Source organism: Microbacterium sp. 71-36 (assembly GCF_001898305.1).
In the GTDB taxonomy this organism is placed as follows: Bacteria; Actinomycetota; Actinomycetes; order Actinomycetales; family Microbacteriaceae; genus Microbacterium.
Genome location: NZ_MKTP01000001.1, coordinates 329,641 through 352,580, shown reverse-complemented (window position 1 = coordinate 352,580; position 22,940 = coordinate 329,641). Strand labels below are relative to the sequence as shown.

Below are 22,940 nucleotides of genomic sequence, written 5' to 3'. Positions count from 1 at the left end.
CGAGCGGGGCAGGCCCGTCACAGCCGCAGTGAGAGCGGCGCACACCCCGGTGGGCGCAATGCGGGGTGGTACCGCGGTCCGAACGGATCGTCCCCGCAGGTGGATCGCAACCTGCGGAGAGACATGACCTACCCACGCCCCTCATCCTTCGGCCCGGCCGCCGATGCCGCGGCATCCGTCGTGCCCAGCCCCCGGTTCCCGGACATCGAGCGCGACACGCTCGCGTTCTGGGACGCCGACGACACCTTCCGCGCGTCCATCGCGAACCGCGAGGGCGCCGAGGAGTGGGTCTTCTACGACGGCCCGCCGTTCGCCAACGGCCTGCCGCACTACGGGCACCTGCTGACCGGGTACGCGAAGGACCTGTTCCCGCGCTTCCAGACGATGCGCGGCAAGAAGGTCGACCGCGTCTTCGGATGGGACACGCACGGTCTCCCCGCGGAGCTCGAGGCGATGAAGCAGCTCGGCATCACCGAGAAGGACGAGATCGAGCGCATGGGCGTCGCCGTCTTCAACGGCAAGGCCCGCGAGTCGGTGCTCGAGTACACCCGCGACTGGCAGGACTACGTCACCCGCCAGGCGCGCTGGGTCGACTTCGAGCGCGGCTACAAGACCCTCGACACGTCGTACATGGAGAGCGTCCTGTGGGCGTTCAAAACCCTGCACGACAAGGGCCTCGCGTACGAGGGCTACCGCGTGCTGCCGTACTGCTGGCGCGACGAGACCCCGCTGTCGAGCCACGAGCTGCGCATGGACGACGACGTCTACAAGATGCGCCAGGACCCGTCGGTCACCGTGACCTTCCCGCTCGTGGGCGCGAAGGCCGAGGCGCTCGGGCTCACCGGCGTGCGGGCGCTCGCGTGGACGACCACGCCGTGGACCCTGCCGACGAACCTGGCCCTGGCGGTCGGTCCCGGCATCCGTTACGCCGTCGTCCCGGGCGGTCCGAACGGTGCCGCCGACGTGCACCGCGCGCCCGACGGCACTCCCGACGAGGCGAGCGAGGCGTGGGCGCACCGCTACCTGTTGGCCGAAGACCTGCTGCCGGGCTACGCGAAAGACCTCGGGTACGAGTCGGTGGATGCCGCCCGCGCGGCCGTCGTGCAGACGATCACGGGCGCCGAGCTCGGCGGGGTCTCGTACGACCGCCTGTTCGACTACTACGCCGATGCCGAGGTGTGGGGCACGCAGGACGCGTGGAAGATCCTCGTCGACGACTACGTCACCGTCAGCGACGGCACCGGCATCGTTCACCAGGCCCCGGCCTACGGTGAGGACGACATGCGCCTCGCGGATGCCGCGGGCCTGCCGACCATCATCTCGCTCGACGACGGCGGGCGGTTCCTGTCGGCCGTGACCGACGTCGCGGGGGAGCTGTGGATGGAGGCCAACCGCCCCCTGATCCGCTTGCTCACGCAGAGTGGGCGCCTGCTGCGCGAGGCGTCGTACGAGCACTCGTACCCGCACTGCTGGCGGTGCCGGAACCCCCTGATCTACAAGGCCGTGTCGAGCTGGTTCGTGCGGGTCACCGACTTCAAAGACCGCCTGCTGGAGAACAACCAGCAGATCACCTGGGTGCCCGAGAACGTCAAGGACGGCCAGTTCGGCAAGTGGCTCGAGGGCGCGCGCGACTGGTCGATCAGCCGCAACCGCTATTGGGGCTCACCGATCCCGGTGTGGAAGAGCGACGACCCGAACTTCCCGCGCGTCGACGTCTACGGCTCGCTCGCCGAGATGGAGGCCGACTTCGGCCGCCTGCCGCGCAACGCGGACGGCGAGGTGGACCTCCACCGTCCTTACATCGACGACCTGACGCGACCGAACCCCGACGACCCCACCGGCCGTTCCACGATGCGCCGCATCGAGGACGTGCTCGACGTGTGGTTCGACTCCGGCTCGATGCCGTTCGCGCAGGTGCACTATCCGTTCGAGAACCAGGAGTGGTTCGACGAGCACTCGCCGGCGGACTTCATCGTCGAGTACATCGGGCAGACCCGCGGGTGGTTCTACCTGATGCATGTGCTCTCGACCGCACTGTTCGACCGCCCGGCGTTCACCGGGGTCTCGTGCCACGGCATCGTGCTCGGCAACGACGGGCAGAAGATGTCGAAGTCGCTGCGCAACTACCCCGACGTCCGCGAGGTGTTCGACCGCGACGGCTCGGATGCCATGCGCTGGTTCCTGATGTCCAGCTCGGTGCTGCGCGGCGGCAACCTCGTCGTGACCGAGGAGGGCATCCGCTCGGGCGTCCGCGAGTTCCTGCTGCCGCTGTGGAATGCCTGGTACTTCTTCGCCACCTACGCGAACGCGTCGGGCGACGGGTACACCGCCGAGTGGCGCACCGACTCCACCGACGTGCTCGACCGCTACATCCTCGCCCTCACGGGTGACCTCGTGCGCGACGTCGCGGCCGACCTCGAGGGCCTCGACTCCACCACGGCGGCCGAGCGCCTGCGCGACTTCGCCGAGGTCCTGACCAACTGGTACATCCGCCGTTCCCGCGACCGGTTCTGGGTGGGCGTCACGGACGATCCGTCCAGCCGCGAGGCGTTCGACACGCTCTACACGGTGCTCGAGACGCTGACCCGTGTCGCCGCCCCGCTGCTGCCGCTCGTGACCGAGCGCGTCTGGCAGGGACTCACCGGCGGCCGCAGCGTCCACCTGGAGGACTGGCCGGATGCCACGGCGTTCCCGGCCGCGGCCGACATCCGCACCGCGATGGACACCGTCCGCGAAGTCTCCAGCGTCGCCAACGCCCTCCGCAAGAAGGAGGGCAAGCGCGTGCGCCTGCCGCTGCCGCGTCTGACGGTCGTGACCGCGGATGCCGCGGGGCTGGCGCAGTTCGACGACATCCTGCGCGACGAGCTGAACGTCAAGGCCGTCGAGCAGGTCGCCCTCCAGGACGACACCGCCGCGGAGTACGGCATCACGCACCGGCTGTCGGTGAACGCCCGCGCCGCGGGTCCGCGCCTGGGCAAGCAGGTGCAGCAGGCGATCAAGGCGGCCCGCGAGGGCGACTGGAGCGAGGTCGACGGCACGGTCGTGGCCGGGGGCATCCCGCTCGAACCCGCCGAGTACGACCTCGTCGTCGAGACCGCCGGACGGCCCGACGGCGAGGCGCTCGCGGTGCTGACGACGGGCGGCTTCGTGCTGCTCGACACCGTGACGACTCCCGAACTCGAGGCCGAGGGGCTGGCGCGCGACATGATCCGCGGCATCCAGGACACCCGCAAGGCCGCCGGCTTCGATGTGAGCGACCGCATCGCCCTGACGCTCACCTTCGACGATCCCGCGGACGCTGCGGCGGTGGCCCAGGCCTTCGACGTCGCCGGCGTGGCATCCGAGACCCTCGCAGAGAGCGTCGTGCTCGCGAGCCGGACCGAGCGGCTCATCGCGCGCGGCGATGCCCGCACGCCGGAGTTCGAGAACGTGATCGCGGCCAAGACGTACGCGAACGTCGGTGCCGTGACCGTCGCCGTCGCCCGGATCGGAGCACCCGCATGAGCGACCGTTCCCGCGCCGACGCCGTGTACAGCGCCCTGCTCGAACGGCAGGGCGAGCAGTGGGTGCAGCCGCGCGTCGAGCGCACGCGCCGCGTGCTCGAGCTGCTCGACGACCCGCAGCGCACCTACCGCGTGATCCACGTGACGGGGACGAACGGCAAGACGTCGACGAGCCGCATCATCGAGAGCCTGCTGCGGTCGCTCGGCCTGCGGACCGGGCTGTTCACGAGTCCGCACCTGGAGCGGTTCACCGAGCGCATCCTCATTGACGGCGAGCCCGTCGCGGATGCCGCGGTGGCCGACGCCTGGGACGAGATCCAGCCCTTCGTGCAGATCGTGGATGCCGAACTCGAAGCGTCCGGAGACGCGCCGCTGACGTTCTTCGAACTGCTCACCGTGCTCGCGTTCGTCGCGTGCGCGGACGCGCCCATCGACGTCCTCGTGCTCGAGGTCGGAATGGGCGGCGAGTGGGACTCGACGAACACCGCCGACGGCGACGTCGCGGTCTTCACCCCGATCGACATCGACCACACCGACCGCCTGGGGAACACGATCGCCGAGATCGCGACCGTCAAGGCCGGGATCATCAAGGAGGGTGCCGCGGTGGTCTCCGCCGCGCAGCCCGAGGAGGCGCGGCGCGCGATCCTCGCCCGCGCCGAGCGCATGCACGCGACCGTGGCGTTCGCGGGCGAGGGGTTCGCCCTCGAGGCGCAGACGCTCGCGGTCGGCGGGCAGCTGCTGACGGTGCGCGGCGTCGCCGGCACCTACTCCGAGCTCTACCTTCCGCTGTACGGAGCGCACCAGGGGGCGAACGCAGCCCTCGCCGTCGCCGCCGTCGAGTCGCTCATCGGGGGAGGAACGCAGCCGCTGAGCGCCGAGATCGTCGCGGACGGCCTCGGAGCCGTCACCTCGCCGGGACGCCTCCAGCTCCTCGGCACCGCACCGACGGTGCTCGTCGACGCCGCGCACAACCCGCACGGAGCGCGCGCGCTGGTCGCCGCGCTCGACGAGGCGTTCGACATCGACGAGTGGGGGGCGGTCGTCGGCATCCTCGCGGGGAAGGACACCGTCGGCATCGTTTCGACGCTCACCCCCGCCGTGGCGCGCGTCTTCGCGACCGCTCCCGACAGCGAACGCGCGGGGGATCCCGACGTCATCGCGGACGTGGCCGAGGCCGCGGACGTGCCCGTCACGGTGCACCCCACGCTCGAGGATGCGGCCGACGCCGCGCGGGCCTGGGCGTCCGAGTCCGATCGGCGCGCGGTCGTCATCGCCGGGTCGGTGGTGCTCGCGGGCGAGGCGATCCGCCTCGCCGAGCTCGAGGACTGGAAGGCCGGGTGGCAGGGGTGAGCCCGCGCGAGCGCCGCCCCCGCCGCGTCCGCGGGGCCCAGGAGTCCCTCGGGGCCGTCGTCCTCGGCTTCGAGTCGATCGTCGTCTTCCTGGGCGGGCTCGTGGTCTACGGTCTGAAGGCGCTCCCGTGGGGCATCGAGCCGTGGTGGGGCATCGTCGGCGGCGTCGTGATGGCCGCGGCGATGGTCGCGACCTCGGGGCTGCTCCGTCATCGGTGGGCGATCATCGTCGGCTGGGCTCTGCAGGTGATCCTGGCGCTCGGTGGCATCCTCGTTCCCGCCCTCGCCGTCGTCGCTCTCATTTTCGGCGGTATGTGGGCGTATGCGACGATCAAGGGAGCGGCCCTCGACCGCGCCAACGCGCGGAGGGCCGCCGACCCCGACCTCTCGAACGGAGAATGACCCATGGCCACCGAAGAGACCCTCGTCCTGGTCAAGCCCGATGGCGTCGCCCGCGGCCTGACCGGCGCGATCCTCGCCCGCATCGAGGCGAAGGGCTATGCCCTCGTCGACATCCGCCTCGTCGAACCCGACCGCGAGACCCTGGCGCGGCACTACGCCGAGCACGAGGGAAAGCCGTTCTACGAGCCGCTGCTGGAGTTCATGCTCTCCGGCCCGTCGGTGGCGATTCGCCTCGCCGGAAACCGCGTCATCGAGGGGTTCCGCTCCCTCGCCGGCACCACCGACCCGACGACCGCGGCCCCGGGCACGATCCGCGGCGATTTCGGCCGCGACTGGGGCCTCAAGGTCCAGCAGAACCTCGTCCACGGCAGCGACAGCCCCGAGTCCGCCGCACGCGAGCTCGCGATCTGGTTCGCCTGACCCGGATGCCACGACGGCCGCCGTCCCCGTGTGGGGCGGCGGCCGTTCTGGCGTCTCCGCCGGGGCCGCGCGGCGCCGACACCGCGATCCGCCCCGGCTCCGTGGCATCCGTCCGGAACGGACTGAGGATGTGAGGATCGCCGAGGTTGTGCGGGCGGCGTGTGGACGACGTCAGATCTGTCCGAGGACGTCGAGTCGCAGCTGTGCCAGCACGGCGACGACGACGTAGCCGCCGAACGCCATGAGCGGGACCCAGGCCATGAGCGACGCGGCGACGTTCCGCGTCTTCGCGCCGACGGGGAAGATGCCCTCGCGCAGCAGGTGCAACGTGACGGCGAAGAACGTGGGGATCACCACGGACCACGTCACCATGCACCAGGGGCACAGGGTGCCGAGCACGAAGATGCTCTGCGAGATCAGCCAGATGACGAAGGTCATCGCCCCGACGATGCCCAGCCAGAAGAGGATCCAGAACCAGCGGGCGAACCGTGCGCCGGCGAGGATGGCGAAGCCGACCACGATCGGAGCGATCCACGCGGCGAGACCGATGATCGGGTTCGGGAATCCGAAGACGCTGCCCTGCCAGGACTTCAGGTTCGCGGTGCACTGGACGAGCACGCTGAAGTCGCAGGATGCCGCTTGCCCGCCGTCCATGAGCTGACGGAACCGCTCCATCGTCAGCGAGAACGCCGCCCACCATCCGATCGCTCCCGCGATGATCAACCACACCGCGAGGACCGTGGGCCGGCGCGGGGCGACGCTTTCACTCATGCTCGCGATTCTTCCACCGTCCGGCGATGCAGCCGCTGTGGGATGCCTCGGCGTCGAGACGCCGTGTCGTCGGGAGGCGCCGTCGGCGGGAGGCCGTGTCGTCGGGAGGCGCCCCGTCCCTCCTCCTCGATAAACGCGATCGGCGGCGAGAAACGCGCCGCCGTCGCGTTTCTGAACGCGAATCGCGTTTATCGAGCACGAAGAGCCACGGTGCCTGTGAGCGAATCGGGCCGACCGTGCGATAATGGAGCTTCGATGAGCCGCGGCCGCGCCGCAGGCGAATCACCAGAAGACTTCGGGCGATGACCGCCCTTCGCAGCACGAGCCGCAGGCCTGCTGCAGACCGAGTGAGTTCGCGGCCCCGCCGGGTGCGGCGCCGCACGAGATTTCGCCGGGCGACGCGCGGTGTCGCCCGCCAGGGAGTACGCCCGACATGGCTGACGCAACCGAAGATCAGATCCCCACCGAGACCCCGGTGGACGACACCCCCGACACGACGCAGGTCGAGGACGCGGCAACGGACGCACCGTCGACCGACACCGATCCCGACGACGAGGCCGCGGTCGACAACGCCGAGTCCGCCGCGGAGAGCGACGCCGGTGAGCCCGCCGTCCTCTCGACGGATGCGGTGGATGCCGTCGACGCCGTCGCCGTGACCGCGACCGACGCCGTGGAACCCGAGGTCGACACGGCCCCCGCCGAGCCCGAAGCCCCCGCCGAGCCCGAAGCTCCCGCCGCGACCGAAGCCCCCGCCGCGGACGCTCCCGCCGAGCCCGAAGCCCCCGCCGAGCCCGAAGCCCCCGCCGAGCCCGAGCAGCCGGCCATCCCCACCGCGGTCTCGCTGGGTTTGCTCCCCGAGGTGTTCGTGTCGGCCGTCTCGACGCAGCTGCACTTCTACGCCCCCGAGCTCCCGCCTCTCCCCGTGCGCGACGAGGTCGATGACCGCGACGACGAGGCGCCCGCCGAGCGGACGTCCGCCAACGCGCGCCGCCGCAACCGGCGGCGCGGGGGAGCGGCAGCCGGCACCGACGACCAGGCCGAGGCTCCGGCCGCTCCCGTCCGCCAGCGCGCGGTCGAACTGATCACCGAGCCGCAGCGCATCAAGGGTTCGACGCGTCTCGAGGCCAAGAAGCAGCGTCGGCGCGACGGCCGTGAAGCCGGACGCCGCCGCCCGGTCGTGACCGAGGCCGAGTTCCTCGCCCGCCGCGAGGCCGTGGACCGTGTCATGGTCGTGCGTTCCAAGGGGGGTCGCATCCAGATCGGTGTCCTCGAGGACAACGTGCTCGTCGAGCACTACGTCGCCCGGAACCAGGATGCCTCGCTCATCGGCAACGTCTACCTCGGTCGCGTGCAGAACGTCCTGCCCAGCATGGAGGCGGCGTTCGTCGACATCGGTCGCGGCCGCAATGCCGTGCTGTATTCCGGCGAGGTCGACTGGGACGGCGTCGAGACCGGCAACCAGCCCCGCCGCATCGAGCTGGCGCTCAAGTCCGGCGACCGCGTGCTCGTGCAGGTCACGAAAGACCCGGTGGGCCACAAGGGCGCCCGCCTGACGAGCCAGATCTCGCTGCCCGGCCGCTACCTCGTGTACGTGCCGAACGGATCGATGAACGGCATCTCCCGGAAGCTCCCCGACACGGAGCGCGCGCGTCTGAAGAAGATCCTCAAGGAGGTGCTGCCCGAGTCGTCGGGCGTCATCGTCCGCACCGCTGCCGAGGGCGCCACCGAGGACCAGCTGACGCGCGACGTCCAGCGCCTCACCGCGCAGTGGGAGCACATCAGTACGCAGGTGAAGACGATCCAGGCCCCGGCGCTCCTGCACTCCGAGCCCGACCTGCTCGTCAAGATCGTTCGCGACGTCTTCAACGAGGACTTCACGCGCATGCTCATCCAGGGTGACGAGGCGCTGACGACGATCTCCAACTACCTGGCCGGAGTCGCCCCCGACCTGCTCGAGCGCGTCGAGAAGTACGAGGGCGATCAGGATCCGTTCGACGCATTCCGCATCACCGAGCAGATCGAGAAAGCGCTCGACCGCAAGGTCTGGCTGCCCTCGGGCGGCTCGCTCGTGATCGACCGCACCGAGGCGATGACCGTGGTCGACGTCAACACCGGCAAGTTCGTCGGGTCGGGCGGCAACCTCGAAGAGACGGTCACCAAGAACAACCTCGAGGCCGCGGAAGAGATCGTCCGCCAGCTGCGTCTGCGCGACATCGGCGGCATCATCGTCGTCGACTTCATCGACATGGTGCTCGAGTCCAACCGCGACCTCGTGCTGCGCCGCCTCATCGAGTGCCTGAGCCGCGACCGGACGAAGCACCAGGTCGCCGAGGTCACCTCCCTCGGTCTCGTGCAGATGACCCGTAAGAAGCTGGGCCTGGGTCTTCTCGAGACGTTCAGCGAGGCGTGCGAGGTCTGCGCCGGCCGCGGTGTCATCGTGCACCACGACCCCGTGGTGAAGCACCGCTCGACGCCCGCCGCGAACGGCAACGGCAACGGCAACGGCAACCGCCGCAGCGGAGGCCGCGGGGGCAACGGCTCCGCCGCGGCCGGCGGCGCGGGCGGCGGCAACGGCAACGGTGCGCAGGCGGCGCCGACCGGTGGCACGCACGTGATCACCGAAGGCGTGAAGTCGGCGCTCGCGCAGATTGCGGCATCCACGATCCACCCGACGGTCGATGACCCGGCGGTCGTCGAGGCCGCCGTGGTCGCGTCGGTCGAGGCGGTTCTGGATGCCAAGGCCGAGGCGCCCGCGCGCGAGAAGCGCCCGCGCAAGAAGCGTGAGCCGCGGGCCCCGCGCACCGAGAAGGACGCGCTGCTCGAGTCGGTGCTCGAGGCTCTGCCCGAGCCCAAGGCGCCCGGTCAGGGACGCTCTCGCCGCCGTGTGACCACCGCCGCGCTCACCGGCACTCCCGTGAACGCGCAGCCGACCACGGAGGCGTAGCCCCCGTCTGTCTCACGTGTGAGGGGTCGATATCCGTCGCTTCCGACCACGGTCGGGCGACCGATATCGACCCCTCACGCGGATCGGCTAGATACCGCGGCGCTCGCGGGCGGTGATGCGCAGGCCCGAGGCGCGCAGACGACGGACCAGCTCACGTCCGCCGACATGCTCGGCGCCGGCGGCGACGAGGGCGGCGTGCCGCTCGTCGGGCACGTCGTAGTGGTCGAGGTCGAAGGCTCGGCGGGGGATGCCGGCCGCCGCCGCGAAGGCGTGGAGCTCGTCGAGGTTCGCGTCGCTCACCAGGTGCGCCCAAAGCCTGCCGTGCGCCGGCCACTGCGCGTCGTCGATGAGAATGGCCACATCGCGATCCTACGGCCGACACGCGGTCCTGATGCTTTTGCCGGATGCCGCCAGGTGGGCTAAACTCGTCCTTTGGTGCGTCGTGTCCGCGCGATTGACGCGAGACCCCGTCGACTCCGGTCGGCCGGATCGCACCGAGACTCAGGGCTCGAAGCCCTCCCGACGTCATCAGACAACCGGAGCCGTGCGCTCCCGAACGAAACAGGTGTGAAGTGGTTTACGCAGTTGTGCGCGCCGGCGGCCGGCAGGAAAAGGTCGAGGTCGGCACGATCGTCGTGCTCGACCGCCAGGCGGCGAAGGTCGGCGAGAGCATCCAGCTGCCAGCCGTCCTGTTCGTCGACGGCGAGACGGTCACGACCGACGCCGACAAGCTCGCGAAGGTCTCGGTCACGGCCGAGGTCCTCGGTGAGGAGCGCGGTCCGAAGATCGTGATCCAGAAGTTCAAGAACAAGACCGGCTACAAGAAGCGCCAGGGCCACCGTCAGGACCTCACGCGCGTCAAGATCACCGGCATCAAGTAAGAGCCAGGAGACGCAGAGATGGCACACAAAAAGGGCGCAAGCTCCACCCGCAACGGTCGTGACTCCAACGCACAGCGCCTCGGCGTGAAGCGCTTCGGCGGCCAGGCCGTCCTCGCCGGCGAGATCCTCGTCCGCCAGCGCGGCACGCACTTCCACCCCGGCGCCAACGTCGGTCGCGGTGGCGACGACACGCTGTTCGCCCTCGCCGCCGGCTCCGTCGAGTTCGGTCAGAAGGGCGGCCGCAAGGTCGTCAACATCGTCGCAGCCGCCGCGGAGTAATTCCGCAGCGCACGGCGTTCCCGAGGGGGTGGGCACTGTGCCCGCCCCCTCGTCGTTTTTCCCGCCCCGGCTCCGCCGGCATCCCGGAAGGATCCCTCATGGTCACCTTCGTCGACCGCGTCACCCTGCACCTGCGTGCGGGCAAGGGCGGCAACGGCTGCGTGTCGGTGCGCCGCGAGAAGTTCAAGCCGCTGGCCGGTCCTGACGGCGGCAACGGGGGCAGCGGCGGTGACGTCGTGCTCGTCGCCGACCCGCAGGTCACGACCCTGCTGTCGTACCACCACTCGCCGCACCGGTCCGCCGGCAACGGCGGGTTCGGGATGGGCGACAACCGCTCCGGTGCCCTGGGCGAAGACCAGGAGCTGCCGGTTCCGCTCGGCACCGTCGTGAAGGACACCGACGGCAACGTGCTGGTGGACATGCTCACGCCCGGCATGCGCTTCGTCGCGGCCCCCGGCGGACTGGGCGGCCTCGGCAACGCGGCGCTGGCCTCGCCGAAGCGCAAGGCCCCCGGCTTCGCGCTGCTCGGCACTCCCGGTTGGGAGGGCGACGTCGTCCTCGAGCTGAAGACCGTCGCCGACGTGGCCCTGGTGGGCTTCCCGTCGGCCGGCAAGTCGAGCCTCATCGCCGCGGTGTCGGCCGCGCGTCCGAAGATCGCCGACTACCCCTTCACGACCCTTCACCCGAACCTCGGCGTCGTTCAGGCGGGGGACGCGCGCTACACGATCGCCGATGTCCCGGGACTGATCGAGGGCGCGAGCGAGGGCAGGGGCCTGGGGCTGGAGTTCCTCCGCCACGTCGAGCGCTGCACCGCGCTGGTCCACGTTCTGGACTGCGCCACCCTCGATCCCGGCCGCGACCCGCTGAGCGATCTCGACATCATCCTCGGCGAACTCGCCGCCTACCCGGTGCCCGAGGGCCAGCTTCCGTTGCTCGAGCGTCCGCAGATCGTCGTGCTGAACAAGATCGACGTGCCCGAGGCGCATGAGCTCGCCGACTTCGTCCGTCCCGACATCGAGGCCCGCGGGTTCCGCGTCTTCGAGATCTCGACGGTGAGCCGCGCAGGGCTGCGCGAGCTCACGTTCGCCCTCGGCGACATCGTCGAGCAGCACCGCCTCGCGACGATCGACGAAGCTCCCGCCGAACGTGTCGTCATCCGACCGAAGGGCGCCGAGAAGGACTTCACGATCAAGGTCGAGGGCGGAACGTACGGCCCCGTGTACCGGATCCTCGGCGACAAGCCCGTCAAGTGGGTGCAGCAGACCGACTTCCAGAACGAGGAGGCCGTGGGCTACCTGGCCGATCGCCTGGCGCGTCTGGGCGTCGAGGACGAGCTGTTCCGCGCCGGCGCGGTCGCGGGTGCGACGGTCGTCATCGGCCCCGGCGACGGCATCGTCTTCGACTGGGAGCCCACGCTGTCGTCGGCCGCCGAGCTGATGACGGCGCCGCGCGGCACCGACCCGCGTCTGCTGCAGAGCACGCGTCGCACGAACAACGAGCGTCGCGAGCGCTACCACGAGCGGATGGATGCCAAGGCCGAGGCCCGCGCCGAGCTCGAGGCCGAACGTCTCGCCGCGCGTGCCGCCGGGATCTCGCCCGACGGCGACTCGTCCGCGCTGACGTTCGACGACGAGGACGAGCGGTGACCGCGCGCACCCGCACCGACCTGCCGCGCGCGTCGCGCGTCGTCGTGAAGGTGGGGTCGTCGTCGATCAGCGGCGACGGCGCCTTCCGCATCGACCTGATCGTGGACGCGCTCGCGCGTGCCCGCGAGTCCGGCGTCGAGGTCGTGCTGGTGTCCTCGGGCGCGATCGCCACAGCGCTCCCGCTTCTGGACCTGCAGGGACGGCCGAACGACCTCGCGACCCAGCAGGCCGCCGCGGCCGTGGGCCAGAACGTGCTCATGTGGCGCTATCAGACCTCCCTCGACCGCTTCGGCCTGCTCGCGGGTCAGGTGCTGCTCACCGCGGGCGACCTCGAGAACGCCACGCACCGGTCGAACGCGCGCCGGGCGATGGAGAGGCTGCTGGGGCTCGGCATCCTGCCCATCGTCAACGAGAACGACACCGTCGCCACGCATGAGATCCGCTTCGGCGACAACGACCGTCTCGCGGCGCTCGTCGCCCAGCTCATCGGGGCCGACGCCCTCGTCCTGCTCAGCGACATCGAGTGCCTGTACACGGCCCCGCCCAGCGAGCCGGGGGCGCGTCCCATCACCGATGTGGAGTGGGGCGACGACCTGTCCGAGTACACGTTCGGCTCGGTCACGGTGAACGGCGTCGGCACCGGGGGAGCGGCGACCAAGGCGTCCGCCGCGAAGCTCGCCTCCGCCGCCGGCGTGGGCGTGCTGGTCACCAGCGCCGACCTCGTCGCCGAGGCCCTCTCCGGTGCTTCGGTCGGCACCTGGTTCGCCCCGCACCCCGACCCCGTCACCCTCGCCACCGGCCCCGTGGGCGCGGTGGCCGCGGCGATAGACTGACGCGATGACCCTCACCGCCGTTTCGGTCGACGAACGCCTGCGTTTCGCGAAAGACGCCGCGCGTCAGGTCGGGCTCCTCGATTCCGCGGCGAAGACCGCGATGCTGCGGGCGATCGCCGAGGCCATCGACACCCACTCCGAGGCCATCGTGGCGGCCAACGCGGACGACCTCGAGAACGGCCGCGCCGCCGACATCGGCGATGCCCTGCTCGACCGTCTCCGGCTCGACTCGGCGCGCGTGGCCGCCCTCGCCGCCGCCGTCCGCGACGTCGCCGAACTGCCCGATCCGGTCGGTCGCGTCCTCGACCGTCGCACTCTTCCCAACGGCCTCGCGCTCGAGAAGGTCGCGGTGCCGTTCGGGGTCGTCGGATCGATCTACGAAGCCCGCCCGAACGTGACGGTCGACATCGCGGCGCTGGCGCTGCGTTCCGGCAACGCCGTGGTGCTGCGCGGAGGCTCGGCCGCCCTGAATTCCAACGCCGCCCTCGTCGAGGTGATGCGCGGTGCGCTTTCGAGCCAGGGCGTCTCGCCCGAGGCGATCCAGACGGTCGACGACTTCGGCCGCGACGGCGCCCGCGCCCTGATGAATGCGCGGGGCCTGGTCGACGTCCTCGTGCCGCGTGGAAGCGCCGGACTCATCGAGACCGTCGTGACCGAGTCGACGGTGCCGGTGATCGAGACCGGCGCCGGTGTCGTGCACGTGTATCTGGATGCCACGGCCCGAGCCGACTGGGCGCGGGACATCGTCCTGAACGCGAAGACGCAGCGCCCCAGCGTCTGCAACGCCGTCGAGACCGTGCTCGTCCACCGGGATGCCGCCGATCGGCTGCTGCCCGACCTGCTGGGCTCCCTCGCCTCCGCCGGTGTCCGCGTGCACGGCGACGACGCGGTGGCGGGTTACGACCCCCGTGTCGTGGCGGCCACGGAAGACGATTGGGCCACCGAGTACCTGAGCCTCGACCTGGCCGTCCGCGTCGTGGACGATCTCGACACCGCGCTCAACCACATCCGCCGCTACTCGACGCACCACACCGAGTCGATCATCACCGACGACGACGCGTCGGCCGCACGGTTCCTGGCGGAGGTCGACTCCGCGGTGGTGCTCGTCAACGCGTCCACGCGGTTCACCGATGGCGGAGAGTTCGGCTTCGGTGCCGAGGTGGGGATCTCCACGCAGAAGCTGCACGCCCGCGGTCCGATGGGGCTGGCCGAACTCACCAGCACCAAGTGGCTCGGGCGCGGCGACGGCCAGGTCCGGGCCTGACCGCTAAAATGGATCTGCGCGCCGCGCAGAATTCTCGAACGGAGCACTGATGACTTTCGCCTCGCTGATCGCCCTCGCCGCCGAAGAGGGCGCCCACCACGGCGGCAACGCGCAGGCCGAGACGTGGTGGATCGGTGCGATCGCCCTCGCCGGTTTCCTCGCGCTGAGCCTGGTGACCCTGTCGTACCGCAACGTGTCGAACCGTCACGCGCACAAGGCCGAGGCGTACACCGCCAAGCACGGTACGCCCACCCCCGAGGCGCACGGCCACTGAGGCCCACCGTATGTCGGTGACGCGCGCCCCTCGCATCGGGGTCATGGGTGGGACGTTCGATCCCATCCATCACGGTCACCTGGTCGCGGCCAGCGAGGTCGCACAGTCGTTCGATCTCGACGAGGTCGTCTTCGTTCCCACGGGGCGCCCGTGGCAGAAAGCCGACGTCACCGAGAGCGAGCACCGCTACCTCATGACGGTCATCGCGACCGCCTCGAACCCCCAGTTCACGGTCAGCCGCGTGGACATCGATCGCGCGGGTCCCACTTACACGATCGACACCCTGCGCGACCTGAAGCGCGAGCGTCCGGGCGCCGATCTCTTCTTCATCACCGGTGCCGACGCGGTTGCGCAGATCCTGGGGTGGCGCAACCATCAAGAGCTGTGGGACCTCGCGCATTTCGTCGCGGTGTCACGTCCCGGCCACGTCCTGACGACCGAGGGCCTTCCCACCGAGGACGTCAGTCAGCTCGAGATCCCGGCACTGTCCATTTCGTCCACAGACTGCCGCGCCCGCGTGCGCCGAGGACACCCCGTGTGGTACCTCGTCCCCGACGGTGTCGTGCAGTACATCGCGAAGCATCACCTCTACCGGAGCCCTGCATGAGCACATCCGAGAACCCCGAGACCCCGCCGCTGACGCGGCGTCAGCTGCGCGAACTCCGCAACACCGGTGCCACGCCGATCATCACCCCGCAGCTCGACGCCGACGAAGCGGTCTCCGACGAGCCCGGCACGGCCCCGGATGCCACGGCATCGTCCGCAGCGACGCCCGCCGCGCCCGAGGTCCCCAGCGAAGCGCAGGAGAGCCCGACCGCTGAGCCGGAGTCTGCCGTCGCCGAACCCGACGAGTCCGGATCAGCCCACGAGCCGCCGGCCAAGAAGGGCGGCATGTTCGGCGGGCTGTTCGGCCGGAACAAGGCCGAGACGGCGACGGTCGACGAGGCTCCTGTGGTCGACGTGGAGCCCGCGCCGGCTCCGGTGCAGCCGATCGTTCCGGCATCGTTCCCGCCGGTCGACGGCCCCGATCTGGGCGTGACCGGCCTCACGCGTCGGCAGGCGCGCGCGCAGGAACGCATCCGCACCGCATCGGTGCCGATCATCGCGCCCGACCTGCAGCCCGGTGTCCCCGGCTCCCGTGACGAACCGTCCGAGATCCCCGCGCCGACCGAGGACGCGCCCGACGACAGCGCGGAACACGCGACCGTTCCCGCCGAACAGGCCGAGATCGAGAGCGCGCAGTCCACCGACGAGACAGACCAGGCCACGGACTCCGCGGATGAATCGTCTCCCGAGGACGTCCCGGCGATCTTCCGGCCCGCGGCGCCCGACGAGGAGCCTGCCGCCGATACGGCGATTCCGCTCTCGACGGTGAACCCCGCCCTCGGCTCCGACCTGCTCAGCGGGCAGACCCCCAAGATCTCGCTGCCGCCGTCATTCGATCAGCTCATCGCGCGCAGCGCCACCGCCACCGGTTCAGTGGCGACGCCGAACGCCCTGATCCTGTCGCAGACCCCCGCCGGTGTTCCGCTGGTCGGCCCGGTCACCTCGACGGGGGAAGTGCTGATCACCGGCACGTTCGAACTCCCCGAGGGCCTCGGCTCCGCCGGTCACGCCCCCGGAACCACCGATGGTCGCGATGTGGACGCGGTTCTCCTCGACGGAGAACTCCCGCCGGCGTCGTCGCCCACCCCCATTGCGGCCAGCGCCGCGATCAGCACCGTCAAGCAACCCGGTGAGATCATCCGCCCCCCGGCACCCGAGAAGGGCAGCAAGCTCGTCATCGGTCTCATCATCACCACCGGCGCTCTCGCCGTCGCGGTGGCCGTCGCGCTGGTCCTCGCCTTCACGACAGGAGTCTTCGGATGACAGCCAGCCCCAACGGGATCGAGATGGCGCGCATCGCCGCGATCGCCGCCGACTCGAAATCCGGTGAAGACCTCGTCGCTCTCGACGTCTCCGAGCCGCTGCCGCTCGTGGACATCTTCCTTCTGGTGACGGGTCGCAACGAGCGGAACGTCGCCGCCATCGCCGACGAGGTCGAGGAGAAGCTCCTCGAAGCGGGCCACAAGCGTCTGCGCCGGGAAGGTCGGCAGGAGTCGCGCTGGGTGCTGCTCGACTTCGGCGACCTGGTCGTGCACGTCTTCCACGAGCAGGAGCGCGTCTACTACGGGCTGGAGCGCCTGTGGAAGGACTGCCCCGTCGTTCCGTTGGAGATCCCCGCACCCGCCTCCGCGGACTGACACGAGACGCACCGCAGGGCCGCTCCGTTCGGAGCGGCCCTGCGGCGTTCCTGCAGCCTCAGACGAGCGCGCCGGTGAGTTCCTCGCGAAGGATCGCCGCCCCCGCACTCAGCGCGCTGAGCTTGGCCAGCGCGACATCACGCGGCAGCGGGGCCATGCCGCAGTTGGAGCTGGCGATGAGCTTGTCGGCATCCACGAAGTCCAGTGCGCGACGCAGCGTGTCGGCGACCTCTTCGGGGCGTTCGATCTCGTGCGAGGCCACGTCGATCGCGCCGAGCATGACCTTCTTGCCGCGGATCAATTCGATCACCTCGATCGGGATGCGGGAGTTGTGCGACTCGAGCGACACGATGTCGATGCTGGACTGCTGCAGCAGGGGGAAGGACTCCTCGTACTGTCGCCATTCGGGGCCGAGCGTGGCCTTCCAGTCGGTGTTCGCCTTGATGCCGTACCCGTAGCAGATGTGCACGGCGGTCTCGGCGCGCAGACCTTCGACGGCGCGCTCGAGCGTCGCCATGCCCCAGTCGCGCACATCGTCGAAGAACACGTTGAAGGCGGGTTCGTCGAACTGGATGACGTCGACCCCCGCCGCTTCGAGCTCCTTGGCCTCCTGGTTCAGGATGCCGGCGAACTCCCACGCGAGCTTCTCACGGCTCTTGTAGTACCGGTCGGAGAGCGTGTCGATCATCGTCATCGGGCCCGGCAGCGCCCATTTGATGCGCTGGTCGGTCTGTGCGCGGAGGAAGGCGGCGTCCCGCACGAAGACGGGCTCCGGACGTTCCACGGCACCCACGACGGTCGGGACACTGGCGTCGTACCGGTTGCGGATGCGCACGGTCTCGCGGTTCTCGAAGTCGACGCCGCTCAGATGCTCGATGAACGTGGTCACGAAGTGCTGGCGCGTCTGTTCGCCGTCGCTGACGATGTCAATGCCTCGCCGACGCTGCTCGTGCACGGCCACGCGCAGGGCATCCTGCCGGCCCTCGACGAGCGCATCGCCCTCGAGCGACCAGGGCGACCAGAGCTTCTCGGGCTCGGCGAGCCACGAAGGCTTGGGCAAGCTGCCGACGAGCGCGGTGGGAAGGAGTGCGTTCATGGGGGAGTGCTCCGGCGGGTCAGTGGACGAGGGCGGGGGAGAGGCCTGCCCAGCGGGCGAGAAGCTCGCCGTGGGGCTTCACGAAGTGCTCCTCCGTGTACTTCCCCTGGGTGACGGCGAGGCGCGAGCGCTCTTCGCGGTCGTAGTCGACCCGCGTGCGCGAGAAGTCCCCGCTCTCGAGGGTCGGACGGAACACGTGCGCGGCGGTGGCGTTGGCGTTGTAGATCTCGGGCCGGTAGATCTTCTGGAACGACTCCATCGTGCTGATCGTGCCGATGAGCTGCAGGTTCGAGTAGTCGTTGAGGAGGTCGCCGCGGAAGTAGAAGGCGAGCGGGGCAACGCTGCCGGCCGGCAGGAAGTACCGGACTTTCAGCCCCATCTTGCCGAAGTACTCGTCGGTGAGCGAGTAGTCGTCCTGCGCGTACTCGACGCCGAGGATCGGGTGGTGGTTGTCGGTGCGCTGGTAGGTCTTGCTGGTGGAGACGCTGATGCAGATCACCGGCGACACGGTGAACCGCTCCCGATACGCGGCGGATTCCAGGAAGTCCTGGAACAGCTTGCCGTGCAGCGCACCGAAGTCGTCGGGGACGGTGAACGACCCGGTGGCGGCGCTGGCCGCGGGCAGCAGCACGCTGAAGTCGAAGTCGCGCAGGTACGAGGAGAAGTTGTTGCCGACGATCCCGTGGTGCCGGGCACCGGTCGCGCGGTCCACGATCACGAGGTCAAGCACCTCGAGCAGCGGGAACACCTGGTCGTCGCCGGAGACCGCGAACTCGAGGTCGACCGAGACGATGTCGATCTCGAGCGTGTAGCGGTCGCCGTCCGGGTTGTCCCACCGCGCGAGGTCGTTGAACCGGCGGTCGATCATCGTGAGCGCACTGCGGAGGTTCTCGCGACGGTCGTCGCCGCGGGCCAGGTTGGCGAAGTTCGTCGTGGCTCGCGAGTTCTGCGACGGCGAGTAGTCCTCGTCGAATCGGGTGGTCGAGATCCGGTAGGTGAAGTCGGTGGACATCCCCGAAGCTCCTCTCGCTCGTGGGCTCTCGCCGCGCGGTCATCGGTGGCTCCATCGTGCTCGCTCCCGGTATCCATCGGGTAATCCGTGGCGACTATCCCCTCCTATAGTATTTACCTATGGCGCGTCGATCCAGCGGTGTCACGCTGCAACAGCTGCAGTCCTTCATCGAGGTCGCCGCGGAGGGTTCCATCTCCGCCGCGGCCGATCTGCTCTACGTGTCGCAGCCGACGATGTCGGCCGCGATGAAGGACCTCGAAGCGAGAGTGGGTCGGTCGCTGCTCGTCCGCTCCGCGCGCGGGATCACTCTGACCTCCGACGGCGTCGAGTTCCTCGGGTACGCGCGCCAGGTCGTGGAGCAGGTAGCGCTCCTCGAGCAGCGCTACCTCGACGGCCCGGCATCCCGGCGGCTGCTGGGAGTCTCTGCACAGCACTACTCCTTCGTCGTCGACGCGTTCGTGCGCATGGTCAAAGCCAGCGGGGCCGCGCGGTACGAGTTCTCGCTGCGGGAGACGCGCACGTGGGACATCATCGAGGACGTGCGGACGCTGCGCAGCGAACTCGGCATCCTGTACCGCAACGACTTCAACCGGGACGTCATCGACAAGCTGCTGCGCGATTCCGGGCTGTCGTTCCATCCGTTGTTCCTGGCCGACCCGCACATCTTCGTCTCGCGGAAGAACCCCCTAGCGGCGCGCGAGCGTGTGACGCTCGACGATCTCGCCGGCCTGCCACGACTCACGTTCGACCAGGGCAACAACAACTCGTTCTATTTCGCCGAGGAGATCCTCTCGACCCTGTCCAGCGAACAGGAGATCCGAGTGTCCGACCGCGCGACGATCTTCAACCTCATGATCGGTCTCGAGGGATACACGATCTCGACCGGCATCATCAGCGACGACCTCGACCCAGAGATCGTGGCCGTGCCGCTCGACGTGGACGAGCGCATCGAGATCGGGTGGATCGCGCACTCCGCGATCCCGCTCACCGAACAGGCGCAGCGCTACCTCGACGAAGTGCGGGCCGTGGTGCGGGAGTTCGACGTCGTGGTGTTGGGGTGACATCGCCGCGAACGACGAAAGCCCCCGCCGAAACGGAGGCTTTCTCTGGGTGGACCTGAGGGGACTCGAACCCCTGACCCCCTGCATGCCATGCAGGTGCGCTACCAGCTGCGCCACAGGCCCGTTTTCTGTTCTTGCCCCTCGCGAGGCAACTCCATGAGCTTACTACACGGATTCGGGGCGCAAGAAATCGGCTCCACCGGGCGTGTCGTCGCCGCCCGTGACCGCGGCGACGAGCGCCGTGCGCAGAGCCTGCGCACGCTCGCTCAGGATGCGTTGGCGGGCGACATAGCGCGCCTTGCCCTCAACCGTCTCGATCGCGACGGGGGAGTACCCCCAGTCGGTCAGGTCGTAGGGCGACGCCTCCATGTCGAGCGTGCGGATGTCGCGCGCGAGCTCGAACGCGTCGAGCAGGATCTCCCCGGGCACGAGCGGCCCGAGCTTCACCGCCCACTTGTAAACGTCCATGCCGGCGTGCAGGCACCCGGGCTGCTCGACGTCGATCTGACCCTCGCGCGCCAGCGGTGTGCGATTTCGCGGAACCGCGTCCGGCGTGAAGAACCGGAAGGCATCGAAGTGCGTGCACCTGAGGTCATGCGCCTCGACGACGGCGTCTGTCCCGTCGCGGCCGAGACGGAGCGGCACCGCGTGGCGCACCTCGTCGGCGCGATAGGCCATGGCCCACTCGTGCAGCCCGAAGCACCCGAACTGCGCCGGGCGGGCGGCGGTGGCGCGCAGCAGGTTCACCACGCCCCGGTACAGCGAGCCGCGGTCGCGGCGGAAGGTCTCGGCATCCACCTCGACGCCGTCGGCCGTCACCCGGTACCAGCGCCAGGACGCGCGTTCCTCGGCCTCGGCGAGCACGATGCCGGGACCGGGATGCCACCGACGCAGGATCGCCGGTTTGTACGAGTAGTACGTGAACAGGAAGTCCTCGACCGGATGCTTCTGACCGCGGGCCGCGCGGGCGCGGTGCGCCGCCGTGAGGGTTTCGGCGCGCCCGGCGTGCGCTTCCGCGCGCGCGGTCCACTCGGCGCGCGCGAGCACCGCCGTCTCGAGGAGCGTCGTCATTCGACCGGCTCGATGAGGTCGGGCCCGTCGTTGCGCACGTTCCCGACGGCCGATGACACGACGTGGTCGTCGAGCGTCTCGGCCACATCGGGGGCCGCGTCGATCGCGGCGTCGAGGATGTCGCCGACGTTCTCGGTCGTCGGGTCGAGCCACGCGTCGGCGAAGTCGGGATCCATGAACAGCGGCATCCGGTCGTGGATGGATCCGAGGCGTCCGATCGCGTCGCGGGTGAGGATCGTGCAGCTGAGCACCCAGCGCGAGGGGTCGTCATCGGCCTTGGCCGGGTCTTTCCACCACTCGTACAGCCCGGCGAAGAACAGAGGCGATCCGTCGGCGGGGTGGATGTAGTGGGGGGTCTTGCCCGCCTCCGTGGTCTTCCACTCGTAGTAGCCCGAGGCGGGGATGACCGCGCGGCGCTTGATCAGGGCGTTGCGGAACATCGGCTTGTCTTCGACCTCTTCGGACCGCGCGTTGAACGCCCGGGCGCCGATCTTCACGTCTTTCGCCCACCCCGGGACGAGACCCCAGCGGGCGACTTCGAGGCGTCGCACGGGCGGCTCGGTCTTCACCGAGTCGAGGACGATGGCCACGGACGCCGTCGGAGCGATGTTGTACGACGGCGGTGGCAGCTCATCGGTCTCGACGTCGACGCGCAGCACGCCCACGAGCTCGGATGCCACATTGGCCACGACGAATCGACCGCACATGCTTCGAGCGTACGCGGGGGTCCCGACATCCCGGGGGTCGAGGCCGGGGCGATCCGCGCGACCTCAGCGATCCGCACAACCTCCGCCCGGAACCCGTGGATGCCACTCACCCGGCGCGAATCACCGAGGATATGCCGCCGCGAGCCCCACGTCAGGCGTCGCGGGCGATCACGCCGACGTCTTCGAGACGTTCCAGCAGACCGGCGCCGTCGGACTCGCTGACCCACGGCACGTCCGCGGCGGAATGGTCGTCGACGACCGTGCGGCCACCGGCGAGCACCGCCTCGGCGGGCAGCAGGCGCCGGATCGCGACGGCGGCGACGCTCTCGGGGTGTTCGATCGCGAATCGCGTGTAGATCGAGTCGTCGTGCTGTCCGTCGTCGCCGACCAGGAGCCACTTCACGTTCGGGAACTCGGTGGCCAGTCGCCGGAGGTTGCCCTCCTTGTGATCGCGGCCGCTGCGGAACCACCGGTCGTGCGTCGGCCCCCAGTCGGTCAGCAGGAACGCGCCCGCGGGGAAGAGATGCCGGCGCATGAAGCGCGTGAGCGTCGGCGCGACGTTCCAGGCGCCGGTGGAGAGGTAGATGACGGGCGCGCCGGGGTGCTCGCGCGACAGCCGTTCGAGCATCACCGCCATGCCGGGGACGGGCTGGCGGGCGTGCTCGTCGACGACGAACGAGTTCCAGGCGGCGAGCAGCGGGCGGGGGAGCGCCGTGACCATGACGGTGTCGTCGACGTCGCTGACGACGCCGAAACGCACGTCCGAGCCGACGACGAACACTCGCGTCTCGGTCGGCTCGCTGCCCTCGACGGTCATCGTGACCGGCTGCCAGCCGGGCGGGAGCGAGGCGGGGAGCTTCGCGTCGATGACGCCGCCACGATCGGCGACGACCTCGTGCGCGACCCCCTCGATCGTCACCGTGACCTGGGCGTACCCGACCGGGACGGCCGCGAAGCTCCGCCACCCGCGCAGACTCGCGAAGTCGCCGGTGGAGGTCCGCTTCACCGGGGGAGTGATGAGGACGCGGCCGAGCACCCGAACCCATTCCTCGGTGCCGTAGCCGGGGAAGCCGGTCACCGACGGCCGCAGTCCGCGGGCGCGCGCGCGGCGTTCGCGCCAGGCGTGGAAGCGGTACTCCAGGCGGGCGAACCAGAGCACTTTGGCGCGAGGGGAGCGAGGCATC

22 protein-coding genes and 1 tRNA gene are annotated in these 22,940 nt (G+C 70.0%); 15 read left to right on the top strand and 8 right to left on the bottom strand.

Annotated elements, in window-relative coordinates:
- Positions 1 to 123: 123 nt before the first annotated feature.
- Genes ileS through ndk form a run of 4 tightly spaced genes read left to right on the top strand, consistent with a single transcriptional unit; the run spans position 124 to position 5,674 of the window.
- On the top strand, positions 124 to 3,504 hold the full coding sequence (gene ileS, locus BGO45_RS01680) for an isoleucine--tRNA ligase (protein ID WP_292690315.1): 3,381 nt from the start codon (positions 124 to 126) through the stop codon (positions 3,502 to 3,504).
- Positions 3,501 to 4,853 (top strand): folylpolyglutamate synthase/dihydrofolate synthase family protein, encoded by a 1,353-nt coding sequence (locus BGO45_RS01675; protein WP_292690313.1) that lies wholly within the window; start codon positions 3,501 to 3,503, stop codon positions 4,851 to 4,853. Before ileS ends, BGO45_RS01675 begins: the two co-directional genes overlap by 4 nt.
- Positions 4,841 to 5,254: a DUF4233 domain-containing protein gene (locus BGO45_RS01670; RefSeq protein WP_292690311.1), complete on the top strand. Its 414-nt coding sequence runs from the start codon at positions 4,841 to 4,843 to the stop codon at positions 5,252 to 5,254. Before BGO45_RS01675 ends, BGO45_RS01670 begins: the two co-directional genes overlap by 13 nt.
- A gap of 3 nt (positions 5,255 to 5,257) precedes the next feature.
- Positions 5,258 to 5,674, top strand: a complete 417-nt coding sequence (ndk, locus tag BGO45_RS01665; RefSeq protein ID WP_063257668.1) for a nucleoside-diphosphate kinase — start codon at positions 5,258 to 5,260, stop codon at positions 5,672 to 5,674.
- Between the two features lie 171 nt (positions 5,675 to 5,845).
- Here the strand turns inward: ndk and BGO45_RS01660 are convergent, their stop codons facing one another.
- Positions 5,846 to 6,445, bottom strand: a complete 600-nt coding sequence (locus BGO45_RS01660) for a vitamin K epoxide reductase family protein (RefSeq protein WP_076490341.1) — start codon at positions 6,443 to 6,445, stop codon at positions 5,846 to 5,848.
- Between the two features lie 433 nt (positions 6,446 to 6,878).
- On the opposite strand from BGO45_RS01660, the gene BGO45_RS01655 reads away from it, so the two are divergent.
- Positions 6,879 to 9,389: an Rne/Rng family ribonuclease gene (locus tag BGO45_RS01655; RefSeq protein ID WP_292690306.1), complete on the top strand. Its 2,511-nt coding sequence runs from the start codon at positions 6,879 to 6,881 to the stop codon at positions 9,387 to 9,389.
- A gap of 87 nt (positions 9,390 to 9,476) precedes the next feature.
- Here the strand turns inward: BGO45_RS01655 and BGO45_RS01650 are convergent, their stop codons facing one another.
- Complete coding sequence (locus tag BGO45_RS01650; RefSeq protein WP_292690304.1) at positions 9,477 to 9,749, bottom strand: DUF4031 domain-containing protein; 273 nt, start codon at positions 9,747 to 9,749, stop codon at positions 9,477 to 9,479.
- A gap of 212 nt (positions 9,750 to 9,961) precedes the next feature.
- On the opposite strand from BGO45_RS01650, the gene rplU reads away from it, so the two are divergent.
- The 9 genes from rplU (at position 9,962) to rsfS (ending at position 16,809) form a co-directional block, all read left to right on the top strand.
- Positions 9,962 to 10,270 (top strand): 50S ribosomal protein L21, encoded by a 309-nt coding sequence (rplU, locus tag BGO45_RS01645; protein ID WP_022878253.1) that lies wholly within the window; start codon positions 9,962 to 9,964, stop codon positions 10,268 to 10,270.
- A gap of 18 nt (positions 10,271 to 10,288) precedes the next feature.
- Positions 10,289 to 10,549, top strand: coding sequence for a 50S ribosomal protein L27 (rpmA, locus tag BGO45_RS01640; protein ID WP_076490345.1), 261 nt, complete (start codon positions 10,289 to 10,291; stop codon positions 10,547 to 10,549).
- 98 nt (positions 10,550 to 10,647) lie between these two features.
- Complete coding sequence (gene obgE, locus BGO45_RS01635; RefSeq protein WP_292690300.1) at positions 10,648 to 12,195, top strand: GTPase ObgE; 1,548 nt, start codon at positions 10,648 to 10,650, stop codon at positions 12,193 to 12,195.
- Complete coding sequence (proB, locus tag BGO45_RS01630) at positions 12,192 to 13,028, top strand: glutamate 5-kinase (RefSeq protein WP_292690298.1); 837 nt, start codon at positions 12,192 to 12,194, stop codon at positions 13,026 to 13,028. The genes obgE and proB overlap by 4 nt, the downstream gene beginning before the upstream one ends.
- A gap of 4 nt (positions 13,029 to 13,032) precedes the next feature.
- Positions 13,033 to 14,292 carry a glutamate-5-semialdehyde dehydrogenase gene (locus tag BGO45_RS01625; protein WP_292690296.1) on the top strand — a complete coding sequence of 420 codons (1,260 nt, stop codon included), beginning with the start codon at positions 13,033 to 13,035 and terminating at the stop codon, positions 14,290 to 14,292.
- Positions 14,293 to 14,341: 49 nt separating this feature from the next.
- Positions 14,342 to 14,566, top strand: a complete 225-nt coding sequence (locus BGO45_RS01620) for a hypothetical protein (protein ID WP_076490349.1) — start codon at positions 14,342 to 14,344, stop codon at positions 14,564 to 14,566.
- A gap of 10 nt (positions 14,567 to 14,576) precedes the next feature.
- Positions 14,577 to 15,173 (top strand): nicotinate-nucleotide adenylyltransferase, encoded by a 597-nt coding sequence (gene nadD / locus BGO45_RS01615; RefSeq protein ID WP_076490350.1) that lies wholly within the window; start codon positions 14,577 to 14,579, stop codon positions 15,171 to 15,173.
- Complete coding sequence (locus BGO45_RS01610; RefSeq protein WP_292690293.1) at positions 15,170 to 16,435, top strand: hypothetical protein; 1,266 nt, start codon at positions 15,170 to 15,172, stop codon at positions 16,433 to 16,435. Before nadD ends, BGO45_RS01610 begins: the two co-directional genes overlap by 4 nt.
- Positions 16,432 to 16,809 carry a ribosome silencing factor gene (gene rsfS, locus BGO45_RS01605; RefSeq protein ID WP_292690291.1) on the top strand — a complete coding sequence of 126 codons (378 nt, stop codon included), beginning with the start codon at positions 16,432 to 16,434 and terminating at the stop codon, positions 16,807 to 16,809. Before BGO45_RS01610 ends, rsfS begins: the two co-directional genes overlap by 4 nt.
- Positions 16,810 to 16,867: 58 nt before the next feature.
- Here the strand turns inward: rsfS and BGO45_RS01600 are convergent, their stop codons facing one another.
- Together BGO45_RS01600 and BGO45_RS01595 are read right to left on the bottom strand one after the other, a co-directional pair.
- Positions 16,868 to 17,905 carry a methionine synthase gene (locus BGO45_RS01600; protein WP_076490352.1) on the bottom strand — a complete coding sequence of 346 codons (1,038 nt, stop codon included), beginning with the start codon at positions 17,903 to 17,905 and terminating at the stop codon, positions 16,868 to 16,870.
- A gap of 19 nt (positions 17,906 to 17,924) precedes the next feature.
- The gene (locus BGO45_RS01595) at positions 17,925 to 18,917 is read right to left on the bottom strand and encodes a putative oxygenase MesX (RefSeq protein WP_292690289.1); all 993 of its coding nucleotides are present in this window, start codon (positions 18,915 to 18,917) and stop codon (positions 17,925 to 17,927) included.
- 119 nt (positions 18,918 to 19,036) lie between these two features.
- Between BGO45_RS01595 and BGO45_RS01590 the strand changes: the two genes are divergently transcribed.
- A complete protein-coding gene (locus tag BGO45_RS01590; RefSeq protein WP_292690288.1) occupies positions 19,037 to 19,978 on the top strand; it encodes a LysR family transcriptional regulator in 942 nt (313 codons plus the stop codon).
- A 50-nt stretch (positions 19,979 to 20,028) separates the two neighbouring features.
- Here BGO45_RS01590 and BGO45_RS01585 read toward each other — a convergent pair.
- The 4 genes from BGO45_RS01585 to BGO45_RS01570 all read right to left on the bottom strand — a co-directional run bounded on the left by BGO45_RS01585 (position 20,029) and on the right by BGO45_RS01570 (position 22,939).
- Positions 20,029 to 20,101, bottom strand: a tRNA-Ala gene (locus tag BGO45_RS01585).
- A gap of 42 nt (positions 20,102 to 20,143) precedes the next feature.
- On the bottom strand, positions 20,144 to 21,049 hold the full coding sequence (locus BGO45_RS01580; protein WP_292690286.1) for a 3-methyladenine DNA glycosylase: 906 nt from the start codon (positions 21,047 to 21,049) through the stop codon (positions 20,144 to 20,146).
- On the bottom strand, positions 21,046 to 21,756 hold the full coding sequence (locus tag BGO45_RS01575; RefSeq protein WP_292690284.1) for an SOS response-associated peptidase: 711 nt from the start codon (positions 21,754 to 21,756) through the stop codon (positions 21,046 to 21,048). The genes BGO45_RS01580 and BGO45_RS01575 overlap by 4 nt, the downstream gene beginning before the upstream one ends.
- A gap of 151 nt (positions 21,757 to 21,907) precedes the next feature.
- Positions 21,908 to 22,939: an App1 family protein gene (locus tag BGO45_RS01570; protein ID WP_292690283.1), complete on the bottom strand. Its 1,032-nt coding sequence runs from the start codon at positions 22,937 to 22,939 to the stop codon at positions 21,908 to 21,910.
- Position 22,940 lies beyond the last annotated feature (1 nt).